The 23,375-nt window shown below is 46.5% G+C and carries 20 protein-coding genes; 12 read left to right on the plus strand and 8 right to left on the minus strand.

The features are described from left to right. Window positions 1-2: 2 nt before the first annotated feature. From VF399_03410 to thrS, 8 genes are read right to left on the minus strand one after another with little or no spacing between them, the layout of a single operon-like run. Window positions 3-290 (minus strand): cell division protein ZapA, encoded by a 288-nt coding sequence (locus tag VF399_03410; protein ID HEX7319389.1) that lies wholly within the window; start codon window positions 288-290, stop codon window positions 3-5. A gap of 18 nt (window positions 291-308) precedes the next feature. After that, window positions 309-485, minus strand: coding sequence for a hypothetical protein (locus tag VF399_03415; GenBank protein HEX7319390.1), 177 nt, complete (start codon window positions 483-485; stop codon window positions 309-311). Further along, window positions 473-2,803, minus strand: a complete 2,331-nt coding sequence (gene pheT / locus VF399_03420; protein HEX7319391.1) for a phenylalanine--tRNA ligase subunit beta — start codon at window positions 2,801-2,803, stop codon at window positions 473-475. Before pheT ends, VF399_03415 begins: the two co-directional genes overlap by 13 nt. Window positions 2,804-2,836: 33 nt before the next feature. Beyond that, entirely contained in the window at window positions 2,837-3,844 is a 1,008-nt protein-coding gene (gene pheS / locus VF399_03425; protein HEX7319392.1) for a phenylalanine--tRNA ligase subunit alpha, read from the minus strand. Between the two features lie 7 nt (window positions 3,845-3,851). Next, window positions 3,852-4,205 carry a 50S ribosomal protein L20 gene (rplT, locus tag VF399_03430; GenBank protein ID HEX7319393.1) on the minus strand — a complete coding sequence of 118 codons (354 nt, stop codon included), beginning with the start codon at window positions 4,203-4,205 and terminating at the stop codon, window positions 3,852-3,854. A 21-nt stretch (window positions 4,206-4,226) separates the two neighbouring features. Beyond that, entirely contained in the window at window positions 4,227-4,412 is a 186-nt protein-coding gene (locus VF399_03435) for a bL35 family ribosomal protein (protein ID HEX7319394.1), read from the minus strand. Next, window positions 4,413-4,913, minus strand: a complete 501-nt coding sequence (infC, locus tag VF399_03440; GenBank protein ID HEX7319395.1) for a translation initiation factor IF-3 — start codon at window positions 4,911-4,913, stop codon at window positions 4,413-4,415. 13 nt (window positions 4,914-4,926) lie between these two features. Further along, window positions 4,927-6,825, minus strand: coding sequence for a threonine--tRNA ligase (gene thrS, locus VF399_03445; protein ID HEX7319396.1), 1,899 nt, complete (start codon window positions 6,823-6,825; stop codon window positions 4,927-4,929). Between the two features lie 99 nt (window positions 6,826-6,924). Between thrS and VF399_03450 the strand changes: the two genes are divergently transcribed. The 12 genes from VF399_03450 (at window position 6,925) to VF399_03505 (ending at window position 23,303) form a co-directional block, all read left to right on the plus strand. Next, a complete protein-coding gene (locus VF399_03450) occupies window positions 6,925-7,326 on the plus strand; it encodes an EamA family transporter (GenBank protein HEX7319397.1) in 402 nt (133 codons plus the stop codon). Between the two features lie 36 nt (window positions 7,327-7,362). Continuing rightward, on the plus strand, window positions 7,363-8,535 hold the full coding sequence (locus VF399_03455; protein ID HEX7319398.1) for a hypothetical protein: 1,173 nt from the start codon (window positions 7,363-7,365) through the stop codon (window positions 8,533-8,535). A 110-nt stretch (window positions 8,536-8,645) separates the two neighbouring features. Beyond that, the gene (locus VF399_03460) at window positions 8,646-9,566 is read left to right on the plus strand and encodes an ROK family protein (protein ID HEX7319399.1); all 921 of its coding nucleotides are present in this window, start codon (window positions 8,646-8,648) and stop codon (window positions 9,564-9,566) included. Between the two features lie 56 nt (window positions 9,567-9,622). Further along, on the plus strand, window positions 9,623-10,351 hold the full coding sequence (locus VF399_03465; GenBank protein HEX7319400.1) for a geranylgeranylglyceryl/heptaprenylglyceryl phosphate synthase: 729 nt from the start codon (window positions 9,623-9,625) through the stop codon (window positions 10,349-10,351). Next, on the plus strand, window positions 10,348-11,634 hold the full coding sequence (gene purD / locus VF399_03470; GenBank protein HEX7319401.1) for a phosphoribosylamine--glycine ligase: 1,287 nt from the start codon (window positions 10,348-10,350) through the stop codon (window positions 11,632-11,634). Before VF399_03465 ends, purD begins: the two co-directional genes overlap by 4 nt. 121 nt (window positions 11,635-11,755) lie before the next feature. Continuing rightward, entirely contained in the window at window positions 11,756-12,172 is a 417-nt protein-coding gene (locus VF399_03475) for an AIR carboxylase family protein (GenBank protein HEX7319402.1), read from the plus strand. A 225-nt stretch (window positions 12,173-12,397) separates the two neighbouring features. Then, entirely contained in the window at window positions 12,398-13,192 is a 795-nt protein-coding gene (locus VF399_03480) for a hypothetical protein (GenBank protein ID HEX7319403.1), read from the plus strand. Beyond that, complete coding sequence (locus VF399_03485; protein HEX7319404.1) at window positions 13,189-16,410, plus strand: DEAD/DEAH box helicase; 3,222 nt, start codon at window positions 13,189-13,191, stop codon at window positions 16,408-16,410. Before VF399_03480 ends, VF399_03485 begins: the two co-directional genes overlap by 4 nt. Window positions 16,411-16,412: 2 nt before the next feature. Then, window positions 16,413-17,939: a class I SAM-dependent DNA methyltransferase gene (locus VF399_03490; protein HEX7319405.1), complete on the plus strand. Its 1,527-nt coding sequence runs from the start codon at window positions 16,413-16,415 to the stop codon at window positions 17,937-17,939. Further along, entirely contained in the window at window positions 17,936-19,237 is a 1,302-nt protein-coding gene (locus VF399_03495) for a restriction endonuclease subunit S (GenBank protein HEX7319406.1), read from the plus strand. Before VF399_03490 ends, VF399_03495 begins: the two co-directional genes overlap by 4 nt. A gap of 41 nt (window positions 19,238-19,278) precedes the next feature. Then, entirely contained in the window at window positions 19,279-20,415 is a 1,137-nt protein-coding gene (locus tag VF399_03500; protein ID HEX7319407.1) for a PDDEXK nuclease domain-containing protein, read from the plus strand. Then, window positions 20,412-23,303 (plus strand): HsdR family type I site-specific deoxyribonuclease, encoded by a 2,892-nt coding sequence (locus VF399_03505; GenBank protein HEX7319408.1) that lies wholly within the window; start codon window positions 20,412-20,414, stop codon window positions 23,301-23,303. The genes VF399_03500 and VF399_03505 overlap by 4 nt, the downstream gene beginning before the upstream one ends. The last annotated feature ends 72 nt before the right edge of the window (window positions 23,304-23,375 follow it).

A 23,375-nucleotide genomic window follows, 5' to 3' on the forward strand; every position in this document is an offset into this window, starting at 1 on the left:
AATTAAGAAATCGCTTCATCTATCTTAAGGATTAGGTTGCTGATCCTTTGTTCGATATCGCCGATCTTCTTATTAAGCTGAGTATCGCTTTGCAGGTACTCGTCAACCAAATTAAGACATGCCAGTACGGCGATTTTGGTGGTTGACGGGAGTGGAAATTCGCGATGGATCTCGCGCATTTTCTTATCTACGATCTCAGCGATTTTCTTGATCCGTTCTGCGTCCACATCTTCGGCGATCACCCGATATTCATTGCCAAAGATGTTCACGACAACTTCATTTTTTTTCATCGTATCACCATGAACTTCCTATATGAGCAGATTATCGACCTTCTCAATGAGACCATCGACCCGTTTTTTAGCTTCTGCTTCGCGGATCTTCGAACGTTCAGAGTCCTGCTCAAGCTCTTGAACTCTTTGTTTAAGCGCACTGATCGTGCCAATCATTTTGGTGATTCTCTCTTCCAGTTTTATTAGTTCCTCCAATGTGTCTCCTTTGTTCTTAAACTAGCCTGGAACTGCCCGGTTATTTCAAGGACGATCTTGGAGATGAATTTTTCAACTTCCGCATCGGTGAGTGTGCGGTCCGGTGCCCTGAAATACAGGCGGAATCCAAAGCTTTTTTTACCCTCCGCCAAGTTTTTCCCTTTGTAATAATCGAAGAGAATCGTTTTTTCCAGAACCGGTCCGCCGACCCGGCGCATCAGCGCCATCATATCGGACGCTTCGGTGGCGTTGTCGACCAGGAATGAAAGATCGCGGATGTTCGCCGGGAACTTTGCCGGTGGCTGGTAGAACGATTCGCTGACCAGGGGCCATAATTTATCCAGGTTCAGTTCAAAGTACATGTAATCGCCCTCGCAGAGATCACGATCGATCACGCCCAGGTACCCGATCTCCATGTTGGCGTGGGACAAGAGCGTAGCTTGGCTGAAACCCGTCCTTTGCACATGGCTGAACTGGATGTTCTGGATATGCAGTGCCGCGAAGAGCGCCTCAGTCGTGCCTTTGGCGTCAAAATAATCGATGGCGCGGTCCGGTTCATGCCAGAACCCAGGCCGAGCTTCACCGCCCATGGCGACGCCCAGATGTTTTTCCTGGAATGGTTCCTCCGGGATGAGAATATTACCGATCTCGAACAGCTGCAGGTTATAATTGCCTTTCGACCGGTTATGCAATACGCAATCGATCATGCCTGAGAACAGCGACGGCCTCAGGCTGTCGAACCTTTCGTTAAGCGGATTTTTGATCGATACATACCGCGTATATCCAAGTTCGGTTAAACGCTTGCTCGCGGCCAGGGAGAGATTGTAGGTTTCGTTGAACCCCCGGCCCACCATGAAATCCTTGACCGTCTCCTCATACTCGCGACTTTTCGGTTTGACCGCGAGCGGCACCCATTTCAAGGACGGCACCTCGGGGATCTTCATGTAGCCATAGAGCCGGGCGACTTCTTCGAAGATGTCTTCTTCGATACGCAGATCGCCCCGGTAGTGGGGGATGCTCGCGGCCAGGGTCGTGCTGCCCGTGGTATGGATATGCGCCCGGGCCAGCATCTTCTTGACCGTTTCGTTCGGGAGGTCTAAAGACAGGATCTTGTTCAATCGCGCGGCCGAAAAACGCACTTTCCGGGTGCGCATTTTCTTGCCGCAGCCCGTAAATTCTGTTTCCCGGGCAGCAGCGTATTTTTTGAACAGCGCGGCCGTCTGCAGGGATGTTTCGTCAACCATCGCATAGTCGGCACCGCGTTCGAACCGCATTGACGCTTCGGTCTGAATACCCAGACGGCGCGCGGTCGCGGCAATGCGCGCAGGGTCAAAATACGCGCTTTCCAGCAGTACCCGGTTGGTGGATGCGGAGATCTCTGCCCGTTTCGAACCGATGACACCGGCCAGGGCGATCGGACCGTTCTTGTCGGCGATGACCAGGTCCTCACGGGTCAGCTTGAATACCGTTCCTTCGAGCGTGATGAATTCTTCGCCGGCCCTTGCCCGCCTGATGATGATGCTTCCTTTCAAGAGGTCAAGATCGAACGGATGCAGGGGCTGTCCGTACATGAGCATCATGATGTTGGTGATGTCAACGACATTGCTGATACCCTTCATGCCCATGCAGTGCAGACGCCACTTCATCCAGAAGGGGGATTCCTGGACCGCGATATCCTCAAAGATCCTCGCGGTGTACCGCGGGCACCCGGACAGGTCCTTGATCAGGATCTTGAAAGCGCCCTCGTGGTTGGCCTGGGGAGCAAGATTTTCTTCCGGGCTGTAAGAAATGCCGAGCGCGATGGCGACTTCGCGGGCAAGACCGATCATGGACAGCCAGTCGAAGCGGTTGGGGAATGTTTTGATCTCGATCACGACATCGTCCAGACAGTCCTTGAATTCCCGGCCCGGTTCGATCTGGTCGAGAACAATGACACCGGTCGACTTTTCCGCCAGCCCCAGTTCCTCTTCACTGACCAGCGTCCCGTCGGACCTGACACCGTCAAAATCCTTGGGTACGATGGTCTCATTTTGGAAAGTTACGCCGACCGGACCGACCAGCACGATGTCCTGGGGTTTGATATTTTTGGCTGCGGTCACGATCTGAACCTTCTTGGTAGTCTTGATATCGAGTATTGACAGGTTATGCAGCTTCGGATGGGGATCGATGCCTTTAATTAGCCCGGTAACGATGCCGGGCGGGGCAAGGCTTGACTGGCCTTCGGTTTCGATCCCGAGGTCAAGGAGCGACCGGGTCAATTGCTCGACATTGATCTTGGCACCCAGCAAGTCCTCGAGCCATTTGACAGAAAATAGCATGTTAATGTTCCTCGGCTTTCATAAGATTGATCATTAAAATTGCTCCAGAAACCTAATGTCATTGTTGAAAAAAACCCTGATGTCATCGATGGCATATTTGATGATCGCCACCCGTTCCACGCCCATACCCAGGGCATAGCCGGAATATTTACGGGGTGAGATATTAACGTTCTTCAGCACCTGCGGATGGACCATGCCGCAGCCCAGGACCTCCACCCAGCCGCTGTTTCCGCACACGGCGCAGCCCTCGCCGCCGCACACCGTGCAGCTGATCGCCAGTTCGCCGGACGGCTCGGTGAATGGAAAATAAGACGGCCGCAGTTCATAGCGCGTTTTTGGTCCGTAGATATGACGCACGAATTCTCCGAGCAGCCATTTGAGTTCGCCAAAAGAGACGTTTTCGTCGACGTAAAAGGCTTCGATCTGGTGGAAAACCGGGGAATGGCTGGCGTCGAAAGGATCATATCGATAACAGCGCCCCGGGCAGATGATCTTGACCGGCGGCTGTTTCTTCTCCATGACTCGGATCTGGATCGGCGAGGTGTGGCTGCGCAGGATCAGGTCGTCCTTGATCGCGGTATACAGGCACGACTGCATGTCCCGCGCCGGGTGGTTCTTGGGCATGTTGAGGGCTTCAAAATTGTACCAGTCGTATTCGATCTCCGGTCCGGTGGCGACAGAGAATCCGTAATACTGGAAGAACTCAATGATTTCCGTGAATACTTTTGACAGCAGGTGATAGTGGCCGATGTAACCGATCTTCCCGGGCAAAAGGGTCTCGATCTTCATCTGGTCATCAGCAGCCATGGCAGCCAGACGCGTTTGAAGCTCGTTGGTCAGGAAATTCTTGATACTGTTTATCTGATTGCCGAATTCCTTCTTCTCCTCGACCGCCATTTGCGCCAGGTCCTTGAACAGCTCGTTGAGCGCGCCTTTGCGTCCAAGATACTTGACCCGGAGCGCTTCCAGGGCGTCCTTGCCACGGGCCTGCGCCAGGGCGTCGGTGATCTCCTGCTTGAGCTTTTCCAGCTGTTCTGTCATGATCGGGCTAACTTGCCTCTTTGCACAATTTCATGAGCGTACTGAACTGCTCGGGATATTCATAAGCCAGCGCCGCCAGTGTCTTGCGGTCCAGCGTGATATTGTTCTGTTTTAAACGGTGGATGAACTGAGAATACTTCATTCCTTCTTTACGCAGCGCGGCGTTGATCCGCGTTATCCACAACGCACGGAACACTCTCTTTTTCCGTTTACGCTCGCGGTACGCCGAGATCCAGGCTTTCATGACGGCGACCCGGGCGCTTCTATAGAGCTTATGCTTACCGCCCCAATAACCCCGGGCTGCCTTAAGCCATTTCTTCCTTCGTTTCTTCGTGTAGGGAACACTTTTAGTTCTGGGCATGGATTTGTCTCCTTGGTTTACCTAAAAACCTTTGATCCGGCGCAGGTCAGACGCGCTGATAGGCGCTGGCTTTGTCAGACGCCGTTTTCTTCGCTTTGATTTGGATACCAGATGGTGCCTCATGCCGGTTTTACGCCTCGTCGGGGTGCCGCTTTTTCTGATCTTCATCCGCTTGCACCAGCCTTTTTTCGATTTGAGCTTTGCCATTTATTTACTCCTTTTCTGCGGTATGAGCGTAACGTAGATCGTTTGTTCTTCCTGTTTCGCAGGGCTTTCCGGTTTCCCGATCTCGGCGAGGTTCGTGATCACCTTTTCGACGACTTTCATACCCAGATCGGCATGCAGCAGCTCACGGCCCCGAAGGCGCAGTTTTATTTTTACCCGGTCGCCATCGGTCAGGAATTCCTTGACCTTAGTTTGTTTCACCTGGAAGTCGTGTTCACTGATCTTAAGCGAAAGATGGATCTCCCTGATCTTTGCCTGATGCTGGTGCTTGCGCGATTCCCGCTCCTGCCGTTTCTTTTCATACACGTAACGGCCAAAATTCATTAAGCGGCAGATGGGCGGGGTTGAATCCGGTCCGACTTCCACCAGGTCAAACCCCCGCTCGCGGGCGATCCGGAGCGCGGTGTGGGTATCAAATTCACCCAGGACCTGGCGGTTTTCATCGATCAGTTTTACGCGTGGAGCCCTTATCTTAAAATTCACAAATGGTAAGTTCTTAATTTTCACCTCCTTGTTCAAGGTCTAGTAGATTTAAGAAATCCTTCAGTTTCATTTCTCCCATATTCCCCCGGCCGCGTTTCCTTACCGAGACGGTCTTGGACTGTGTTTCGCGCGCGCCGACCACCAGGACATACGGTATCTTGGCGATCTCGGCTTCGCGGATCCGGTGGTTGATCTTTTCGGACCTGTCGCTGAGTTCGACGCGCAACCCATGTTTCTTGCATTTATTGAAGACCTCTTTAGCATATTTTGCTTCCCGGTCCGTGATGGGTATGACCACCGTCTGGACTGGCGCCAGCCATGAGGGGAAAGCGCCGCCATAGTGTTCGATCAGGGTGCCGATGAAACGCTCGATCGATCCGTAAATGGCGCGATGGATGACGACCACCTCTTTATGAACGCCGTCACGGTCCATGTAGGTGATATCGAAGCGCCTGGGGAGGTTGAAATCGAACTGGACAGTCGTTGCCTGCCAGGGGCGACCGATCGCGTCTGTGATATTGATGTCGATCTTGGGACCGTAGAAAACCGCTTCACCCTCTTGCGTCTGGTAAGGAAGCTCGACTTTTTTCAGGGCGGAGATCAGTCCGGATTCAGCCCGTTCCCATTCGGCATCCGTGCCCAGATACTTCGCTTTTTGTTTCGGATCGCGGACCGACAGATATACCTTGTAATCATTGAAACCGAATTTTTTGAAGATCATTATGGTCAGTTGCAGGATCTTCACGATCTCATCCCCGATCTGATCCGGTGTGCAGAAAACATGGGCGTCATCCTGAGTAAAGCCGCGTACACGCAGGAGTCCATGGAGCGTTCCCGACAGTTCATTGCGGTATACGGTGCCCAGTTCAGCATATTTGATCGGCAGTTCCCGGTAACTGCGCACCCTGGATTTGTAGATCAAGATATGACCCGGGCAGTTCATGGGTTTCAGAACATACTCTTCATTATCGACCGCCAGCGTGTACATCTTATCGCTGTAAAAATCACAGTGACCAGACTGGTGCCAGAGCTGGTTCCGGGCGATGTGCGGTGTGGAAACGATCTCGTAACCTGCGGCGATATGCTCCTTGATCCAGTATTCTTCGATGATCCTTTTGATAATCGTACCTTTGGGGTGCCACAGTACCAAGCCCGCCCCCGATTCCTGGAAGATGGAGTAAAGCTCCAGCTCAGCACCCAGTCGCCGATGGTCACGGCGGGCTGCTTCCTCAAGCTTTTTCAAATATTCCTTGAGTTCGCTTTCCGAAGGGAAGGATATCCCGTAGATCCTCGACAGCATGGGCAATCGCGAATCTCCGTGCCAGTAAGCGCCGGCTACGCTGAGGAGCTTAAAAGCGCCGATCATCCCGGTATGAGGTATATGCGGTCCCAGGCAAAGGTCGACGAAATCGTCGTTCCGATACAGGCTAACCTCATTGTCCGGCAGGTCCTTTACGAGCTCCACTTTGTACGATTCATTGCGTCGGCTAAAGAATTCGCCGACCGCTTCCTTTTTCATGACCGTTCTCTCAAAAGGTACCTTCTTTTCTATGATCTGCCTCATTTTTTCCTCGATCTTTGCGAGATCATCGGTCGTGAACGGTTTCTTGGTATCAAAATCGTAGTAAAAACCCTCATCGATCGCCGGTCCGATCCCAAGTTTTGCTTCAGGGAATAGCATCTTTACAGCCATAGCCATGATATGCGAGGTTGAATGCCAGTATATCTTCTTCCCCTTTTCACTTGAAAAATCAACGACTTTTATCTCGCTATTCTCGGTAATCGGCGAGGACAGGTCCTTAGCTTGTTCATTAATGAACACGGCAAGGGTTTTTTTGTCACGGATGATATCCGCGGCCCTGGTGCCTTTTTCCACTTCAATGGACTTGCCATCAAGTTTAACTTTAACCATTCGGTAATTATAAAGGATTTTTTGATGTTGTCAATATATAATTGGTATTGCCGATTCAAGGCTTATTGACTTTCCATCCATTGTTATTATAATAACCTCATGTCAGCGCTGAAATACTCGTATATTGCCATGATCGGTTGGGGATTCTGGGCGATTGGCAGTAAATTACTAAGCAAACACCTAAACGCCGAAAGCCTGTCATTTTGGATATCGGTTTGGTCTTTTTTCGCGCTGGCCATCTTTATTTTCTTTAAAAAATCGCTGATTGTCAGCCATTACTCTCTATTGGCATTGCCGGTCGGGCTTTTTTCATTGGTCGCGATCCTGGCATTCTACAAGGCTCTGCAGATCGGACCCACATCGGTCGTGGTCTGTCTTACCAACCTGTACCTTCTTTTCCCGGTCGTTTTTGGGTTTGTTTACTTGAAGGAACCGATCACCCTCACCCGCGTTTTGGGCATTGGTCTGGCGATCGCCGCCAGCATCTTGCTGTCATTATAGAAGGCGGCAGGCCATATAAAGAAAGCATGGCATGAAATGAAAGTAGCGATCTACGAAGATAATGCCGATGTTTTTTATCCGCTCACTAATTTTTTCCCCCAGTGTTACCTGCGTTTTGGACTGGGAACGATAATCGATGATTTCCAGCACTGTTTCCCTAAATTCCGATTCGATTTCATCGCCCGCGATCTTTTCAAATTCAAGATCACGGCCGATCATGGACCGGTCATGTATCTGTCAAGCCGGTGTCTATTAAAAGAGAAGCTGCCGCTGCCCAAGGAAGAAGTGAAATTCACGGTGAATTCCGAGGTGGTGGGATTTTTAAAAGTATCCAACCCGTACCCCCACGATATTAGCGAGATCGCGCACGCGATCAAGAACATCAGAAAAAGCAAGGAGATCAACGGTCTGGTCCTCGACAACTTGTGCGACCTGGTAAAGCATTCTGCGGCAAAACTAACCGATGATTTCAAGGTCCATCACGCGCGTTTGAACCATGTCGGTACTGGCCCGGCAAGGAACCGGGTGGTGAAGCGTATTGAGGTGATCGGCCGGAAACAGGACTTCTATGTGCACAAGGACGCGGTTGTTCACGACCTGGTGGCCGTCGATGTCAGCGGCGGTCCGGTTTTTATCGACCGCGGAGCCATTATCCGTCCATTCAGCATGATCAACGGACCGGCCTACATTGGCGAAGGATCGGTGGTCGACCGGGCAAAGGTCACCGCCTCGGTCATTGGTCCATACTGCCGCATCGGCGGCGAAGTGGAGGCTTGCATTTTCCAGGGGTACTCTAACAAGTGCCATGAAGGATTTCTCGGACATTCGTTCGTCGGTGAATGGGTTAACCTCGGTGCGTTGACGACCAATTCCGATCTGAAGAACAACTACAGCAGCATCCGGGTCAAGACCGGAGAAAAGGTCATTGATTCCGGCATGATCAAGCTCGGGTGTTTCATCGGTGATCACAGCAAGCTCGGTATCGGGACGCTTATTCCTACCGGCGCAGTGATCGGGAGTTTTGTTAATTTCTTTGGCGGCGGAATGATGCCGCGTTATTTGCCGTCGTTCAAATGGCTCGGCCCCGGGGTTGAAGAAAAATATGCGCTTGACAAAGCGGTGGAAACAGCGCGGATGGTCATGAACCGCCGGGGCGTGAAACTGACCAGGGAATACGAGAACCTCATCAGGGCGAACTATAAGCACTGAAATCATTGAAGTTAGGAAGATAGGAAGTTATGATAAGAAATAACAAAACAGAAATCTTGAAGGATGATCATAACTTCATATCCTCATAACCTCTTAACTTCAATCTGGTAATGATCCTCGGTCTTGATATCGGCGGAACAAATATAAAAGCCGGGGTGGTGAATGCCGGAAAGATCGTCCGGCGATACCGGTTCCCAACCCGGGCGCACCAGCGCCAAGCAGCAGTCGAACAGATAAAACGTGTCGTGGATCGCTTCGCCGGCCGGATATCCGCGGTCGGGATCGGATGCGCCGGGATCATTGATTCTGAAAAAGGCATCGTCCGTTATTCGCCAAATTTCGCCGGCTGGGAAAATGTTGAGCTGGGCCCGATACTGGCGCGTGATTTCAATAAGCCCGTGCGGGTCATCAATGATGTCAACGCGATCATGCTTGGCGAATGGAAATACGGCGCGGCCCGCGGGTATGACAATGCTTTTTTATTCACGCTGGGCACCGGCGTTGGCGGTGCGGCCGTGGTCGAGGGGAAATTACTCTTTGGCGCCTGCGGTTTTGCCGGTGAATTCGGGCACACAACCATCGATTTTAAGGGACCGCGGTGCGCATGCGGGAACCGCGGGTGCTTGGAGCGCTACGTTGGTTCGCGGCATATTGTCGATCTGGCGCGGCGCCTGATCCGGAATGAACGCAGCGCGCTGCGCGCCTACGGCGCGCTTAGTCCCAGGATAATCGCCCGAGAAGCGCGTCGGGGTGACCGGGTAGCGCGGGCCGTGTTCGATAGGATCGGTACCTACATCGGCATCGGCGTCAGTTCCATTGTCAACCTGCTGGACCCCGAGATCGTGATCGTTTCCGGCGGGATCGCTCGGGCGGGCGCGATCTTGTTCGATCCGGTGAGAAGGACCGTGGATCAACTGATCCTGGGGGCTACTTTTCGAGACCTTAAGATAATTCCGGCAAAGCTCGGCGATGACGCCGGCGTGCTGGGGGCAGCCGCGTGGGCAGCTGAAAAAAGCGTCCGTAAAAGATGAATGAACTTGATTTTTGCCGCAAATAGGGTATAATATGGACAAATTTGAAAGGAGCTATGACGCGTTCGTCAGTTAACCAGATCCTGCTGCGATCAAAACCGGGGATCATCGCACTGTTCGATCCGGACCGGATGTCGCTGGCGCAGGCAAAAAAAATGACCACAGTCGTCGGCGACAGCGGTGTTTCGGCCATTCTGATCGGCTCGTCGCTTTTGATCTCGCCCCATTTTGATGAATTCGTCAGGTGCGTGAAAAAGAACTCGTCCTGTCCAGTCATACTATTCCCCGGTGGTTCTCATCAGGTCTCTAAAGATGCGGATGCGATCTTTTTTCTTTCATTGCTGAGCGGCCGGAACCCCGAATTCCTGATCGGTGAACAGGTCAAAGCGGTTTTTCTGATAAGATCGCACAAACTTGAGGTTATCCCCGTCGGGTACCTCCTGATCGAATCGGGCGCCTGCACGGCGGTGGAATACATATCCAACACCAAACCGATCCCGCGGAATAAACCGGAGATCTGCATTGCGCATGCCCTGGCCGGCGAGTTCCTGGGAAGCAAATATATCTATCTCGAGGCGGGCAGCGGCGCTTTGCGGCCGGTCCCGGTCGAAATGATCCGGGAAACCAAAAAATCGATCTCGATACCACTGATCGTCGGCGGCGGCATACGGAAAACCCGGGATGCGCGCCAAGCACTGGACGCGGGAGCCGATTTCATCGTCCTGGGCAGCGTCATCGAAAGATCGCCAGCCACGTTCAGAGAGATCATGAGGAGTGTTCAATGAATTTACTGGTTGTCGGCAACGGCGGTCGTGAACACGCGATCGCCTGGAAGTTGAGCAAGTCTAAGAAAGTCAAAAAGATCTTTGCCGCGCCCGGGAACCCGGGGATCGCCCAGGTTGCCACCTGTATAAATATCCTTTCGACCGATATCAACGGTCTGGTCAGGTTCGCGCGCGAAAAGACCATCGACCTCACCATCGTTGGCCCCGAGCTGCCGCTCGCTCTCGGTATCGTTGATGAGTTTAACAAGAACGGTCTTAAGATCTTTGGGCCGACGCGTAACGGCAGCCGGATCGAAGCTGACAAAGCCTTTGCCCGCGAATTCATGCATCACTACGGGATCCCGTCCCCGAAATTCCAGGTCTATGACAGCGCGGTCCATGCATTGAAATACACAAAGACCACCAATGACTATCCGGTGGTTATAAAGGCGATCGGACTTGCCAGCGGCAAGGGCGTCTTGCTCGCCAACAACAAGAACGAGTACGAAAAATATGTTGATGAGATCCTCGTACAGCACAAATTCGGCGAAGCCGGCAAGAAGATCGTGGTCGAAGAGTTCATCCACGGGCAGGAAGCCTCGGTCTTCGTCCTGACCGATGGACTGAAGATCGTTTATCTGCCTTCGGCCCAGGACCACAAAAAACTCTATGACCGTAACCGCGGTCCCAATACTGGCGGCATGGGGGCATATGCTCCGTATCCGACGAACCGGCGGGTTTCCAATATTATCGAACAGGTCATTATCCAGCCAACGATCCTGGCACTACGCGACGAGGGAGTTCAATATAAAGGCGTGCTGTTCGCCGGGCTCATGCTCACTTCGTCCGGGCCCAAGGTCCTTGAATTCAATTGCCGGTTCGGCGACCCGGAAACCCAGGCGATACTGCCTTTGATCGACAATGATTTTGTTGACCTGCTGATGGCCGTGGTCGACAACAGTATGACGGACCTGCAGGTGAAGGTCAAGAACTTGTGGTCGGTGTGCGTGGTCCTGGCATCCGCCGGTTATCCCAACAATTACCGGGTAGGCGAGGAGATCAAGTTCAAGGAAAGGATAAGTTCGGATACGCATGTTTTTCATGCCGGCACAAAGATCGAGGATACGACACTCGTAACGAACGGCGGACGGGTCCTTAATGTCGTGACCGCGTCCGAGAACCTTAAAGTCGCCAAGCAGAAAGTGTACGAGGAGATCAAAAAGATCCAATTCAACGGCATGTACTATCGAAAGGATATTGGCAGTTCCGGCATGAAAAAGATGAAAAGGAAGAGGAAGAAATAATGAGGTTGAGAGGATATGAACCTGCGAAGTTATGACACAGAAAAAATGAAAATCCTTTATAGATCATAGCTTCGTAACTTCTTAACCTCTGATCTTCATCCCTCTGAAGGAGGCGCGGGAAATGGGCAAAAGGAAAATCTGGATATTCATGGGCAGTAGATCCGACGAAAAGTATATGGCGGCCGCCGGGGATGTCCTGAAAAAAGAGTCGGTGCCGTTCGAAACTTATATCCATTCCGCCCACCGGGAGCAAGACAAGATCCGGAAGCTGATCGCCCGGGCAAAAAAAGATGGGGTCGTGGCGATCATCGCCGGCGCTGGTCTAGCCGCGCATCTGCCCGGGTTCATAGCATCGGTGACCGATATCCCGGTCCTGGCCGTTCCCCTGCCGGTCTCCACGCTTGGCGGGCTGGACTCACTGCTCTCGATCGTGCAGATGCCCGGTGGCGTGCCCGTCGCGACCTTTGGTATCGGCCGGCCGGGCGCTAAGAACGCAGCGCTTTTTGCCAGTCGATTGTATCACACGATGACGACTTAGTGCCTCGGTATCGTTCGTCTTCCGGGAATTTTGCCAAATATTATGAGTCTATATGAAACCATAAGAACAAGATGTATTAACTAGCGTAAAGCAAATTCGTACCGTAAGAAGCGGGCAGTGGAAAATAAAACATGAAGATTCGAAAGAGTTTATTGAGAGTAGGAGAAATCTTTGATTAATGAATAGTATGTTTAACCTGTCATTTACTATGAGGCTGTTGAGGGTATGACTTTTTCAAAAGAAGGCATTAGCTTGGCTTGCGAGGACACTTCATGTTCTGTTGTGATGCAATGCTGGAAATTTGACACAGAAGAAGTCTTTAAGAAATATATGGGAAGCAGGGTTAAGAACCGTTTGCTTGATGCTGAAGGCACGGCGGAGTTCGTATCTCATTATGATTCTATTGCTACAACAGGTTTCGCTGAAAATGGGCTAAAAGATGTTTTTATCCGTGATTTACCTAAACAGGACTGGAGAATTGGTGAAGCTTTGGCTGAGTGCCTATTAGAAGATACTGGTGATATTCGATTTCCTTGGAACGGGTGCAGAGATCAAAAGGTTGAAGACGCTAGTCTTCCTGGTGCTGATTTGGTTGGTTTTAAGGGTAAGGATAGGAATGTGAGGTTTCTTTTCGGAGAAGTTAAGACTTCAGTTGATGCAAATAAGCCTCCTAATGTTATGTACGGGCGTTCAGGTATGACAAAACAACTGGAAAAATTGAAAACTTCTGAGTCTTCAAGAAAACTTCTTGTTCAGTGGTTGGGTTATAGAGCTAAAGATAAAGCATGGGATAACGACTACAAGACGGCAGTCTTGGCCTATGTGTCATGTGTGGATAAAGTTTATCTTCAGGGAGTTCTAATCAGGGATTGTTCTCCTGTTATCAAAGATTTAGAATCGAGAGGACATTCTTTGGATAGTGGCAAGCCTTCTGATATGGGGATAGGTCTCTGTGGTATTTATTGTTTGTGCAGTATCTCTGATTTCCCTGCTTTATTGGGAGGGGTGTCTTTATCATGAAGCAACATTGGATTTTTGATGCTTTAGGTGAAGAAAAGCTGAAACAGGCTAGGCAGATAGCTGACCAATATCTTGTTTCTTGCGCAATGAAGAATGTTTGTGGTTCTCAGACAGTGATTTCTGAAGATAAGCTGAAGACTATCGAAAAAGCTTTAGAAGCTCTTGAGTTGGCAGGCATTGATTTACAGGGCGTTGCTTTTGATCCTAAGAAGGATAAGCGTGACGACAGAGAATGTTTCCATTGGGTTTGTAGAGAAGCATTCTTTTTGATGCGAGCATTACCTCTTCCTAAAGATGAGATAGAAAGAGCAAAGCATGTGCTCAGGCTTATTTCTTTTGCATATCTGGGACAGCGGTGGGCTGATGTTAAGAGATGGCTTGATGAAACTCCTGCTGTTTGGGAAGTTAAATTAAAAGAGTCTACAGAATGGGACAAACGCCTATTCGGGGTTATCTATGATAGTTGGCTTTATCTTATAAGAAAAAAAGGATGGAGCGATTTAAACAAAGTTACAGAAAATATTGTCCGCTTAAGAGAAGAACAGAAACAATATGAGAAACAATATTTGAATGAGGATAAAAATGTTTCTGTAAAAGGTGCCGCTTGGGAAGTCGTTTCTTTATATCATTTGGCCAAAGCAACAGAACTTTTAGGCCAATACATGCTTCAAGGTACACCAAAGGAAATTCAGGAGCAACTTGATTTCCATTTTGAAAAAGGAATCTTTGGGAGCCAGAATGCCTTTTTAATGGAAATGGAAGTATTAATGAGATGGCTTCACTTGACTTCAAAACAGATGGCATTTAATTCACTTTGGATGGTCGTTGCCAGAGTCAATTCCAGAGTTAAGACTTACGTGGAGATTATTACTAAATCAAGCAAACCAATGTTTGAACTACTCCCTCCTCAGAGAGCTGCTATTCTTGAGCAGGGGTTACTTGAACCTGCGCATCGAGCTGTAGTTGTAGACATGCCTACTTCCAGTGGTAAAACTGCCCTTGCGGAATTTAGAATGCTCCAGGCTCTTAACCAATATCAAGACCAGCAAGGTTGGATTGCTTATGTTGTTCCAACCAGAACTCTCGTTAATCAAATCTGTGCGAGATTACGAAGAAATTTAGGGCATCCAAATTTGAATATTAAAATAGTCAAAATGAGTGGAGCTGTTGAGATTGATGGCTTTGAAGATGCGATTCTTGCAAAAGATTCTAAATTTGATGTTTTAGTTACGACTCCAGAAAAGCTTGATCTAATAATTCGTGATGACGTAGAGAAAAAAATGAATCGTCCTCTTGCATTAGTTGTGTTGGATGAAGCGCATAATATTGGAGACAAGGAGAGAGGGCTTAAAATAGAGCTTTTATTGTCTATTATAAGACGAGAGTGTAAAGATGCAAAATTTCTTTTGCTCACGCCATACATAAAGAACAGTGAGGAAGTGGCAGGTTGGTTAGACCCTGAAAGTCCCGGCACAATAAGTTTTGAACTTTTATGGCAGCCTAACGACAGAGTTGTGGGATATGTTTTCCCTGTCAAAGGCTCTCAGCCTAGAGAATGGAAACTTTCATATAAGACATTAATGACTTCTCATGCAACTATTGATTTGCCAGATCAGATTGCGCTAGGAGAATCAGAAACACCTTTAGATATCACTTGGTCAGATGTCAAGGGAAGTAAAACTTATATTACTGCGGCAGTATCAAATATATTCAAGAAACGAGGCGCGGTTATTGCAGTAGCCAGAATCATTAGGGATGCTTGGTCTTTAGCAAGGATGCTTTATGAGAATTCTTCTGATAAGCCAGTTTTAGATGAAAAAGTAAAACTTGTGCAACGATTTATCGCTGTTGAAATGGGAAATGATTTTGAACTCATAAAGATGCTAAATAGGGGCATTGGTGTTCATCACTCAGGACTATCCGATGAGATTAGGTTTTTAATGGAGTGGTTAACTGAAGAAGGTTTGATTGATGTTCTTGTTGCAACTACGACAATTGCTCAAGGGATCAATTTCCCAGTTTCTTCCATATTTTTGGCTTCTCTTTCTTATCCATGGACAAAAAGTATGCCCACGCGTGATTTCTGGAACTTAGCGGGCAGAGCTGGAAGATTTGATCAAGAGACCCTTGGAATTATAGGGATTACTGCTGAATCAAACGAAGAAGATATAAATAAAATTAAACAATTTGTCGGTCAAGCAGGAGAAAACCTGGTCTCTACGTTAGTAGGTCTTTACAAAGAAGCAACTAAAACTGGAGAGGTGCTCAATTTAGAACAATTAGTCTATATGCCTCAATGGTCGGCATTTGTTCAATACCTTGCGCACATCTACAGACAGAGTAAAGGGCTTACTGATTTTACTTCTAATGCTGAATTGATTATGCGACACACATATGGATATCAATGTATAAAGAAACAAGATCCGCAAGCAGCAAATGTAATAGTTCAAGCGGTAAAAACATATGCTAGAAAATTAAGCGATAATCCGGGATTGGTTACATTGGCAGATCAGACGGGATTTTCGCCAGAAGCGGTGGGTAGCGCTATTGTTCAATTGAAGGGATTAAACTTAAATCAGGAAATGTGGAATGCTAGCAATCTTTTTGGAGGAGATAAAAGCCCGCTCAAGAACCTCGTGGGAGTAATGCTTACCATCCCCGAAGTCAAAAATAGACTAGAAGAAGTTTCAGGCGCTCATGGACTCAAAAAAGAAATGATTGCATCAATTACTCGAGATTGGGTAAATGGCGCTACAATGGAACAACTCGCAAAAAAATACTTTATGCTTGAAGCTAATAAGAATTTTACCATTGCTTTGAGCGAATGTTGCAGCGCCATTTACGGAAAACTGACTAACTCTGCAACATGGGGTATGGCAGCGCTACAAAAACTTCCCAATTCAGGAATAGATTTTGAAAAACTTACAACTGAACAAAAAAGAATAATAAATAATCTTCCAGCTATGATTTATTATGGGGTCAGTTCAGAAGAAGCACTTGTAATGCGAATGAACTCTGTTCCGAGAAGCATCGCTGATAACACAGGTAAGAAATTTAAGACTGAAATCGGCTCTATTGATAATGAGAGTCCTGCTAAAGCTGCTGACTGGTTAAATAAATTGTCTGAAGAAGCTTGGCAGACAATTATCCCTGCAGGAGTTAAAGCCACAGGTAAAGATTATCAAATAATCTGGAAAAAATTTAACGGAATTGAATAAAAATGCTCGACATAAAAACACTTGAGTCATGGTTGTGGGATGGGGCGTGTAGTATTCGCGGGGCGGTGGATGCGCCGAAATTCAAGGACTACATTTTGCCGCTTATTTTTGTAAAGCGCATCTCAGATGTATTCGAGGATGAGCTTAAACGCTTGAGCGATGAGTTCGGTGATGAAAAGATCGCTCATGATTTAGCGCAGAAGGATCACAAGCTTGTCCGCTTTTTTATTCCCCGGTCTTCAACATGGCCTGAGATACGCAAAAAAACAAAGAATATCGGAGAAGAATTAACCGACGCTATCCGCGCAATTGCCAAAGAAAACCCAAAATTGCAGGGCGTAATTGATATTGTTGATTTTAACGCCAAGGTTAGCGGGCAGAGGATTATTGATGATGGGAAGCTGAGTCAGTTCATTGAAGTTATTAGCCGTCACAGAGTCGGATTAAAGGATGCTGAACCGGACATTCTTGGAAGAGCTTACGAATATCTTTTACGTAAATTCGCTGAAGGGCAAGGCCAGAGTGCGGGCGAGTTTTATACTCCCAAAGAAGTGGGCTGGGTGATGGCGTATTGTCTTGACCCGAAGCAGGGGCAGGAGGTGTATGACCCGACATGCGGTTCGGGCGGGCTTCTTGTTAAATGTCAGCTTGCTTTAAAAGAAAAAGAAAAGAAAATTTCAAAGCCGCTTCATCTTTACGGGCAGGAACAGAACTATGTTACCTATGCCATGGCCAAGATGAATATGTTTATCCATGATATGGAAGGTGATATTGCTATCGGTGATACTCTAATAAGCCCGAAGTTTCTTGATGGAAGCGCGCTTAAAAAATTCGACCTTGTGGTTGCCAATCCTATGTGGAATCAGGATGGTTATGACACGCAGTTTTATGAAGGGGATACATTTAGCCGTTTTGACTCAGGCTATCCTCCGGCAGGATCAGCTGATTGGGGTTGGGTCCAGCATATGTTCACATCCCTTAATGATAACGGACGCGTAGCTGTAGTTCTTGATACAGGAGCGGTTTCCCGCGGTTCAGGCAATCAAGGCTCAAACCGTGAAAAAGATATTCGTAAAAAGTTTGTGGACAACGACTGGATTGAAGCAGTGCTTTTACTTCCCGAAAACCTTTTTTATAACACCACTGCACCGGGTATTGTGCTTTTCCTGAATAAAAATAAGCCAAAAGAAAAGAAAAACAAAATCATGCTCATCAATGCCTCGCTTGAATTTAAAAAAGGCAGACCAAAGAATTTTATCCCTGACGACAAGATTAAGAAAATTGCCAAGGTGTTTCACGACTGGAAAGATATAGAAAAGTTCGTCAAAATCATCGCCAAAGATGAGGCAGCTAAGAATGACTATAACCTGAGTCCATCTCGTTATGTTGGTAACGGACAGGACGAAGAATACCGGGATGCGGAGGAGATTCTCATTGAACTTGCTGAGCTCGAACAAGATCGTGCCAAGACGGACAAAGAACTGAACAGCATATTAAAGAAGATTGGATATAAGGGATTTTTGAAATGATGGATTCCTCAGTTCAGATAGAAAATACGTTGTTGGAACAATGCGATCATACTACTCTTGCAAACGAAGAGCTATTCGAATATTTGAATGGATTATGGAGAGGTAAAAAGCCACCATATGTAAATGTCAAAGTATTGCGGAATACAAATTTTAATAATGATGGGACGCTTTCTTTGGAAGATGTGGCTGAATTGCCTGTCGAAGAGAAACAGTTTAGAATAAGAAAATTAGTAGCTGGAGATATTATTTTAGAACGTTCGGGCGGCGGCCCTAAACAGCCTGTTGGCAGGGTTGTATTTTTTGATTTGCCTCAAGAAGATTATTCGTTCAGCAATTTTACTACCTGCATCAGAGTTAAAGATTGGGAAGTCCTCAATCCAGAATTTCTTTTGTACTATCTTCTTAGTTTTTATAATCAAGGTAATACCAATGAATTACAGCAAAGAACCACGGGTATACGTAATCTAAATTTTTCAGATTATAAGAAGATAGCGATCCCTTTGCCTATGATTAAAGAGCAAACCTCAATTATTTTTGTGCTAAGAAAACTCCAACAAGCCATTGCTCAACAGGAACAAATCATCACCAAAACCAAAGAGCTAAAACGGTCGCTGATGCACCGGCTTTTTACCTATGGTTTACGGGGCGAGGAGTTGAAAGAGACGGAGATAGGGTTGATGCCGAAAAGCTGGGTAGTGAAAAGAATAGAAAATATTGTTGAAAAAACTAGTCAAAAAGATATGAGAAAAAAACCAGATGTTCAGTTTAAGTATATTGATGTTTCCAGCATATCAAATGACAGTTTTAAAATAACTGGAAGCACAACTTATAAAGGTTCCGAAGCTCCAAGTCGGGCAAGAAAGATTGTCAGGGTTAATGATGTTCTATTTGCTACTGTTCGGCCGACGTTGAAAAGAATTGCTTATGTGGGAAATGAATTTGATGGTGAGATATGCTCAACGGCTTTTTGTATACTTCGAAGCGTTTCGACATTATCCAGTAGATATTTGTATTATTGTGTACAACGCGATAGTTTCATTGAAAGTCTCGGCAAGTTGCAGAGAGGCGCAAGTTACCCAGCCATCACCGACGGGAATATAAAAGATCAGCTTATACCATTTCCGACGAGTGAAGAACAAAAGGACATTGCTGATATTCTAAGGGATATCGATAATAAAATTGATCATGAGACAGCAAAAAAAGATATGTTGCAGGAATTATTTAAGTCTATGCTTCAACTTCTCATGACCGGTCAAGTCCGGGTCAAGGATATTGATTTTGGAGAAGCCTGTGAATAAGATTCTCGACGCACTGCGGAGAGAATTTCAGGAGAAAAGAAATGAGTAAAAAACCAACGATTAAAAATAACAAATGCTACTTAAAAATTAAATCCATTCTGGAAGAAGCCCGACACAGCGTCTATAGACATGTCAATTTCGTTATGGTTCAAGCGTATTGGAATATCGGCAGGGTTATTGTTAAGGAAGAGTTAAAAGGTAAAAGCAAAGCTGAATATGGAGAGTATCTTTTAAAGGAACTTTCAATACGTCTAACCAAAGATTTTGGAAAAGGTTTTACTGAAACGAATTTGCGGTATATGCGATTGTTTTACCTATCATTCGAGATTGTGAACGCAGCGCGTTCACAATCTTTGCCTGACAAAATTCATCACGCACTGCGTGATGAATCTGTATCTACTCAAAAAGATGACGCAGTGCGTCGAGAATTACCAGTGGTTCGTCCGGAGCTATCATGGACACATTACCGTCTGCTCCTTAAAGTAGATCGACCTGATGTTCGTAAATTCTATCTGGATGAGTGCATAGACTCAAACTGGAGCACACGGCAATTGGAGAGGCAAATCAACTCTTTTTATTATGAGCGTCTTCTGGTAAGCAAAAATAAGAAACCTGTTAAGCGTGAGGCTGACATGCGGGCAAAAGAACTGTCTGTATCTCCTGAAGAACAGATTAAAGATCCGTATGTTCTAGAATTTTTAGGATTAAAAGAAATCTCCTATCTTAAGGAAAGACGGCTTGAACAAGCGCTGATAGATCATCTACAAAAATTTCTTTTGGAACTGGGACGCGGTTTTTCTTTTGTCGCCAGACAGATGCGCATATCCACCGAAACACAGCATTTTTATATTGACCTCATTTTTTATAATTATCTTCTCAAGTGTTTTGTCATCATTGATCTTAAAACCAGTAAATTGACGCATCAAGATATTGGCCAGATGGATATGTATGTCCGTATTTTTGAGGATAAAATGAAGCAGCCCGGAGATAATCCCACCATTGGTATAATTCTTTGTACGGAAAAAGACGCAACCGTCGTTAAATATTCTGTGCTTAAAGACAGCAGGAAAATATTCGCTTCAAAGTATAAGCTCTATTTGCCAAGCGAAAAAGAGTTGAGGGATGAAATTGAGCGGGAAAAACAGATATTAAGGTTATCTTTTGAGAAAAATAAATGAGCGAACAAAGCGCTGTGCAAAATCCATTAATAAAATACGTCTCTGAAAAGGAGATTGGTTGGGAATATGTAAACCGTGATCAAGCGGTAGAGCTTCGCCGCGGTGAAACAGGTCTTTTATTCTACGATATGCTTAAGGAACAGCTTGTAAAACTTAATCCCGGCATTGTGGATGAAGCAAAGGCGGAGGGTATCATCAAGGAATTGGAGAACGTCCGTTCAAGCATTGAGGGTAACAGCGACGTTTTACGATACTTGAAAGGTGAGAAAAGCGTTTATCATGAGCGTGAGAAGCGCGAGGTCAATATCAAGCTGATTGATTTTAATTTTAAGAATATCGCGAATAACAGATTCCACGTTACCGATGAGTGGCAGTATACCAATGGCACTTACAGAAACCGGAGTGATGTAATCCTGCTTATTAACGGAATTCCGGTGATTATCGTAGAGACAAAAGGCGCACATAAAAAAGAAGGTATTGCCGAAGGAGTTGACCAAATTCGCCGGTATCACCGCGAAACGCCTGAGTTTATGACGCACAATCAGATTTTTGACGTTACACATATGCTTGATTTTTACTATGGGGTGACGTGGAATTTAGATCGAAAAGGGCTTTTTAACTGGAAGGATGTTGAAAAGGGCAATTTTGAGAAGAAGGTTAAAACGTTTTTTAACCGGGATAGAATTTTAAAATTTATCAAGGATTACATTATCTTTTTCCGTAAGGATGACGTTCTTTTTAAGATTATCTTGCGCCAGCACCAGACCCGGGCGGTAGAGAAGGTTATTGAACGAGCGAAGGATAAGGTAAAACGAACCGGTCTTATCTGGCACACCCAAGGTTCGGGAAAAACCTTTACCATGATTGTGGCGGGTGAGAAGATTTTGAAAGAGCCGCTTTTTGAAAAGCCTACCGTTATTATGCTGGTTGATCGCAACGAGCTTGAGAGCCAGCTTTTCCGCAACCTTGATGCCTATGGGTTTAAAGATGGCGAAGGCATGGAGATTGCTGATTCCAAGAAGGATTTGGAAAAACTTCTTGCCTCAAATTATCGCGGGCTTATTGTTTCCATGATTCATAAGTTTGAGCACATGAAAAAAGACATTAATAAGCGCGACAATATTTTCGTTCTAATTGACGAAGCCCACAGAACAACAAGCAGCGATTTGGGAAATTACTTAGTGGCCGCGCTTCCTAATGCGACCTATTTCGGATTTACCGGTACTCCCATTGACAAAATTCTTTACGGCAGGGGAACGTTCAAGGTATTTGGCAAAGACGATGAGAAGGGATATCTTGATAAATACACGATCGCTGAATCCATAGAAGACGGCACGACCGTGCCTTTGCATTATGCGCTTGCCCCAAGCGAGATTCGCGTGCCTCAGGATATGCTGGAGAAAGAATTTTACGCGCTTATGGAACAAGAAGGCGTAACTGACATTGATGAACTCAATAAACTGCTTGAGCGCTCGGTGAACTTACGAAATTTTCTCAAGTCCGATGAACGAGTGCAAAAAGTAGCTGAATTTGTTGCCAAGCATTATCGTGAAAATGTCGAGCCTATGGGTTATAAGGCTTTTCTTGTGGCTGTGGATCGCGAGGCGTGCGCGCTATACAAGAAAGAGCTTGATAAACATTTGCCTTCGGAATATTCCACCGTTGTTTATTCAAAAGGCCATAACGATACAGACATGCTTACGCAACATTATTTAACCGAAGATGAAGAAAAACGGCTTAAGGGTAAGATCTTCCCGAAGAAAGAAACACTTCCCAAAATTCTTATTGTGACGGATAAGCTTTTGACTGGCTACGACGCGCCCATTCTTTATTGTATGTACCTTGATAAGCCGATGAAGGATCACACACTATTGCAGGCAATCGCCCGGGTTAACAGGCCGTATGAGGATGATGAAGGATTGAAAAAGCCGTCCGGGTTTGTTCTCGATTTTGTGGGGATATTCGAAAAGCTTGAGAAGGCATTGGCGTTTGATTCGGATGTGATCGGAAGCGTCATTCAGAATATCGGCGTGTTAAAGGAAGCTTTTATTTCAATTATTATCAATAACGCCAAAGAATACGAGCGGTTTATTCAAGGCAGGATGGATGACAAAGTGATTGAGCAAGCGGTTGAGTATTTTACGGATAAAGACAAGCGTGAGGTCTTTTATAAGTTCTACAAACAGCTTGAGATGTTATATGAGATCATTTCGCCTGATAAAGACCTCAGGGATTATATGGATAAGTATCTGAAGCTATCATCCTTATATACGATTATCCGTAATGCTTTTTCCAAGAGGGTTGTGGTGGATAAGGAGCTCATGCGAAAAACTCAGATGCTTGTTCGTAAAGCGGTTGAGAATTATGACATACCTAAGCCGTATAAGATTTATGAGATTAAGGAAGACACATTGCAGGCATTAAAAAAGGACGATGATTCGGATAACACAAAAGTTATTAACTTACGAAAGAGTATTGAGAAGTTTGTGTTGGATAACGAGGATTCGCTTCCTTATCTGATTTCCATCGGTGAGCGGGCTGAGGTGGTTGTCGAGTTGTATGACGACCGTCAAATCTCGACGCAGGAAGCTTTATCTCGGCTTGAGAAGGTTATCGAAGAGATTAACCAAGCTAAAAAAGAACAGGCTGAGAAAAATTTTGACGCTCAGAAATTCACCGTATATTGGATCCTTAAAAAAGATGAGATAGAAAATGCTGATGGGTTAGCGGTGCAAATTGATGGCGCGTTTAGCCAAAACCCTCACTGGCGGGAGAACGCGAAAGAGGCGCGGGAATTGACTGCGAGTTTATATAAGATTCTTCTCAAGACGATAGATAAAGATAAGGCAGTCGGGCTTGTGGATAAGATATTGAAAATCGGGAGATAGCCGATGTCCGGTGTTTTGACCCCGTTAGAGAAATTTATAAATAACAAAGGTCAACATGATGTTAAATAAGAA

It is taken from the genome of bacterium (assembly GCA_036382775.1).
Taxonomy (GTDB): Bacteria; Hydrothermota; Tepidihabitantia; order SM23-42; family JAOAFX01; genus DASVHD01.